The sequence below is a fragment of the Bacteroides sp. UBA939 genome, from assembly GCF_002293435.1.
In the GTDB taxonomy this organism is placed as follows: Bacteria; Bacteroidota; Bacteroidia; order Bacteroidales; family Bacteroidaceae; genus Bacteroides.
On record NZ_DBDF01000158.1, the window covers coordinates 16,264 to 21,142 of the forward strand.

3 protein-coding genes and 1 riboswitch are annotated in these 4,879 nt (G+C 48.7%); all 3 genes read left to right on the forward strand.

Going from position 1 to position 4,879, the window contains the following annotated elements; translation table 11 throughout:
• Positions 1-147: 147 nt before the first annotated feature.
• Positions 148-351: riboswitch (cobalamin riboswitch) on the forward strand.
• Between the two features lie 52 nt (positions 352-403).
• Genes B2Z67_RS09915 through B2Z67_RS09925 form a run of 3 tightly spaced genes read left to right on the forward strand, consistent with a single transcriptional unit; the run spans position 404 to position 4,696 of the window.
• Positions 404-2,446, forward strand: a complete 2,043-nt coding sequence (locus tag B2Z67_RS09915; RefSeq protein ID WP_291529667.1) for a TonB-dependent receptor plug domain-containing protein — start codon at positions 404-406, stop codon at positions 2,444-2,446.
• Between the two features lie 16 nt (positions 2,447-2,462).
• Positions 2,463-3,560, forward strand: coding sequence for a hypothetical protein (locus B2Z67_RS09920; protein ID WP_291529668.1), 1,098 nt, complete (start codon positions 2,463-2,465; stop codon positions 3,558-3,560).
• Positions 3,560-4,696, forward strand: a complete 1,137-nt coding sequence (locus B2Z67_RS09925) for an ABC transporter substrate-binding protein (RefSeq protein WP_291529669.1) — start codon at positions 3,560-3,562, stop codon at positions 4,694-4,696. The genes B2Z67_RS09920 and B2Z67_RS09925 overlap by 1 nt, the downstream gene beginning before the upstream one ends.
• Positions 4,697-4,879 lie beyond the last annotated feature (183 nt).

Below are 4,879 nucleotides of genomic sequence, written 5' to 3' on the forward strand. Positions count from 1 at the left end.
ATTGCGCAGCAACCGGATTGAGATTCCGGTTCGCTATATTATCATTCATAGTATAAACTAATTATGAACAGCTACTTATTCTAAAGGTATAAATGCATAAACCGAAAAAATACTGCACCATATATGAATAAAACAAAAAACATTCCCTACCTTTGCTCCCGGTTTTGTTGGAGGATGCCTGTCGGTGTACTCCATGAAAAGGGAATTGGGTGTAACTCCCAAACAGTCCCGCTGCTGTGAACTCCTATTGCAGGATTTGCCAATCACCTATTGCCACTGCCGGTATTCGTACGGTGGGAAGGCGGCAAATCCGGAGTAAGTCAGAAGACCTGCAAGACCTGTCATTTCTTATGCCTTCGAGGAAAGGGTGTGAGATACATATTATGTTCATATCTTTTTGTTTATGAAGAAAGATGATCCATGCCGGCGCATCCGGTTGCGGTTTTGTTTGGGTTGCCTTATTTGCTGTCTTTGTATCAACTTACAGGCACAGCAGGCAGAAGATTCCATCACAGGGAAGGTTCATGCAATTCCTGAAGTGGCAGTAAAAGGTCGGCGCACTCCACAGCGGATATCGGTGGCGGCGCCTATACAGGTTTTCGGGAAAGAGGAATTGGACAGTCATGGCTTTCAGAACATAGCGGATGCAGTTCGCCGGTTTGCCGGAACAAACGTAAGAGACTACGGAGGCATTGGCGGCTTAAAGACCGTGTCCGTCCGGAGCCTGGGGGCTACCCACACAGCAGTGGTCTACGATGGGGTGGCGGTCAGCAACTGCCAGGCAGGACAGATTGACATCGGCAGTTTCTCCCTGGACGACATAGACATGCTTTCCTTATCCATCGGGCAGGATGAGAATCTCCTGCAACCGGCACGCTTGTTCGCTTCGGCAGGCGTACTCTCTATTTACAGCAAGAACCTGTTGGAAGGAACCGATAAGTTATATGCTTTCAAAGGACAGGTCAAGGGCGGTTCCTTCGGATTTATCAATCCTTCTGCAACCTGGGCGCAGCGGATTACCTCACGCACCACTTACAACATAAGCGGAAATTACCAGAGGGCGGACGGCAATTATCCCTTCACGCTTGTAAACGGCATGGAGGTTACCCAGGAGAAACGGCAGAACTCTGACATATATGCGTGGCACGCGGAAGGCAATCTTTACCATACGATGAGGGACAGCAGCCTGCTGCAAGTCAAAGTATATTATTATGATTCCGGGCGAGGCCTGCCGGGGTCTGTCATCTTGTACAACAACACTCCCAACGAACGGTTGTGGGACAAGAACTTCTTCGTACAAACGCAATATCGCAAAGACTTCAGTCGCGTATGGGCGCTGTTAGTCCAGGGCAAATACAACTACGCATGGAATAAATATGAAGATACGGATGTGAAATATAAGAATGAGCTACATCCGAGCGATAAACAAACGGATAGAAACAAGCAGCTGGAATACTATCTCACGGGCACACTGCAATGGCAACCCGCCAACTCCTTTACCGCCTCGTGGGCCAACGACTTAGCCATAAACACCCTCGGCAGCAATCTGTCCGACAGTCCGCTTCCCGTCCGGTACTCATGGCTCTCGGCACTGAACCTGAGATACCAATGGCAGGGACTGACTGCTACCGGGACATTGGTACACACCTTCATCACCGAAGAAGTGAAGAAAGGCGACCGTCCCGACAACCTCCACCGCCTCTGCCCTACCCTATCATTGCTCTATCGCCCGTGGGAGGAACGGAGCTTCTTCCTGCGAATGATGTATAAAAACACTTTCCGAGTCCCCTCCTTCAACGACCTGTACTATCTACGCATAGGAAACACCGGCCTGCGCCCCGAGAAAGCGCAGGAGTTTAACTTAGGGGTCACCTGGAGCGGTTCACCCTTCTCCTTCACCAATTATGTAGCCCTCACCATAGACGGATATTATAATAAGGTGGACGACAAAATCGTAGCTCTACCCACTACGTACGTGTGGAGAATGTTTAACTCCGGCAAGGTAGACATCACGGGAGCAGACGTAACACTACGCACAGCCATCCCGCTCAACCGCCGCATTTCATTGACGCTGACAGGCAATTATACATACCAGAAAGCGATAGATTTAACTTCGGAAGGAGATAAAAACTATAAGAACCAGATAGCTTATACTCCCGTGCACAGCGGCAATGCCTCCGTGTCCATCGAAACACCCCGGATAAACCTGGTCTATACCGTTACCGGGGTAAGCGAACGTTACTCCTTGCCACAGAACATCGAAGCGAACTACATTGACGGATACGTGGAGCATACGCTTACCGCCTCCCGCACCTTCAATCTGAGTACCTGCAAGCTGCGTCTGCAAGCAGAACTCATCAACCTGACTGACGAACAATATGATATTATAAAGTTTTACCCCATGCCGGGACGCTCGTTCAGGCTGACGGGAAGCATTTATTTCTAACTAAAAACAAAATAACATGAAAGTAAAAAGTTTATTATGGAGTGCACTCTGCATGTTGGCACTCTCAGTGATGTTCTCCTCTTGTGGTGATGACGACAAAAACCCGTGGGACGATAATGGAAGTACAGTAGAGCTACCCCAACACCGGGCGTTCATTCTGTATGAAGGAGTGAGCAAGGGCAACAATGCAGGCATTGCCTTCTATGCTCCCAACAAGGATGCCAAAGACAAGAAGAATAATTTCATTTCGAACATCTACCTCAAACAGAACAACAAGAACCTGGGCGACACCGGACAGGATATTATGGAATACGAAGACAAGATTTATGTCCTACTCTCCGGTTCTCAGATAATGCTCAGACTGAATGCCGCCGGTGTAGAAGAGGCTCGCCTGTCCTTTACGGAGGAAGATGGCGCTCCGCGATATATGGAAGCGGAAGACGGAAAGATTTATGTGACGCTATACAGCGGCAGGGTAGCCCGTATAAACGCTAATACTTTAAAGATAGAAGCATACGTAGGGGTAAACAACAATCCGGAACAGATAGTAGAAGCCAATGGCAAACTCTATGTAGCCAACTCCGGTTGGGGGCCAGGAACTACCGTATCTGTTATTGACATAGCAACGTTTACCAAGGACAAAGACATTGAGGTAATACAGAATCCCAATTTGCTGCTTGAGTCCAATGATGAGATATACCTCATATCCTTTGGAACTTTCGGAGACCCTGTACCTTATGCTTTCCAACGAATCAAGAGCGATGGTACAGTAGAAAATATCGCCGTTGCCACCCACTTCGTGGAGCATAATGATATCATCTACCTGGCAAATTCCGTCACTGATTGGAAGGCTGAGACAACTACAAACAGTTTCTTTAGCTATAACACTAAAACCCATCAACTGAATAATGCTACATTCCTGAAGAACATGCCTCAGGAACTGAATTCTGTTATAGTTAGAGGCATCAACATTGACGACCAAAACGGTGATATCTACATCTATGCTTATTCCGGAGTTACCAATGGCGATGTTTATCGTTTCAACAGCAGCGGTTCACTGATTGAGAAGTTTGATTGCGGTGGTATCTTCCCCAGCAAAATAATCTTCCTGTGATGAAACTAAATTCTCTTTACATAGTTCTTTACATGACAGTGTTACTTCTCTCCGCCTGCGGCGGGAGGAGTAACACTTCTTCCGTCCAGGCACAAGGAGACACCATCCCTTTGCGCTACACCGGGAACCTTTCAATAGTTGAAAACGAAAGCTACACCCTCGCACAGCTACGCAATCCCTGGGACACCGCCAAAGTATTGCACACCTATATATTAATAGATAAGGAAAAGCCACTGCCCGAGACGCTGCCCGCAGGAACCATAGTCCGCACCCCGCTGAACAAAACCGTCATCTACTCCTCCGTGCATTGCAGCCTGCTGAAGAGCCTCGGCGCATTAAGCAGCATAGCCGGCGTGTGCGACCGGAAATATATCAAGATACCGGAAATAGAAGAAGGATACCTGAACGGAACGATTGCCGACGTAGGCGACGGCATGGCTCCCGACATTGAAAGGATCATAGACCTGCACCCGGACGCCATACTCCTCTCCCCTTTTGAGAACAGCGGCGGATACGGGCGTGTTGAGAAACTGAATGTCCCCATCATAGAATGTGCCGACTACATGGAAGCATCTGCATTGGGGCGCGCCGAGTGGATGCGCTTCTACGGTCTGCTGTTCGGCAAGAAGCAGGAAGCCGACAGCCTGTTCGCTTCAGTGGAACAGAACTACCTGGCGTTAAAAGAACTGGTAGCGCCGATATCTTTCGCCCCCTCAGTGATGTGCGACCTGAAAACAAGCTCCACCTGGTACACGCCGGGCGGCAACAGCACCATCGCCAAACTATACAGCGACGCGGGCGCCAGCTACATCTTCCAGGAAGATACGCACAGCGGCTCGCTCCCCTACCCTTTCGAGGTTATCTTCGAGAGGGGACAACAGTCCGGCTTCTGGCTGATACGCTACAACCAGCCCACGGACAAGACCTACAACGAACTGGAAAAAGAGTTCCCTCCTTATGCCGGCTTCCGCGCCTTCAAGGAACGGAACATCTACGGGTGCAACACCGCCCGGGTACCTTTCTACGAAGAAACACCCTTCCATCCGGACTGGCTATTGAAAGATTTGATAAAAATCTTCCATCCTGCCATGCTGGAAGGATATGATTTAAAATATTATAGTAAATTAGCGGAGTGAAACGAAAACAGAACACAGAGACGCGGAGGCACAGAGTTTTTGATTTAGACTCTACAGGGGAGGGTGACGTTGCAGGGCAGTAACGAGTGGTTAATGATTAGTGATTAGTGTTTAATGATTAGTGTTTAGCGATTGGGAGGTTAGCGGTTAGTGATTAGCGGTTAGTGATTAGCAAGAGTATCT

Coding starts and splice junctions, on each gene's coding strand:
- B2Z67_RS09915 (WP_291529667.1), top strand. CDS start 404: ATGAAGAAAGATGATCCATGCCGGCGCATCCGGTTGCGGTTTTGTTTG.
- B2Z67_RS09920 (WP_291529668.1), top strand. CDS start 2,463: ATGAAAGTAAAAAGTTTATTATGGAGTGCACTCTGCATGTTGGCACTC.
- B2Z67_RS09925 (WP_291529669.1), top strand. CDS start 3,560: ATGAAACTAAATTCTCTTTACATAGTTCTTTACATGACAGTGTTACTT.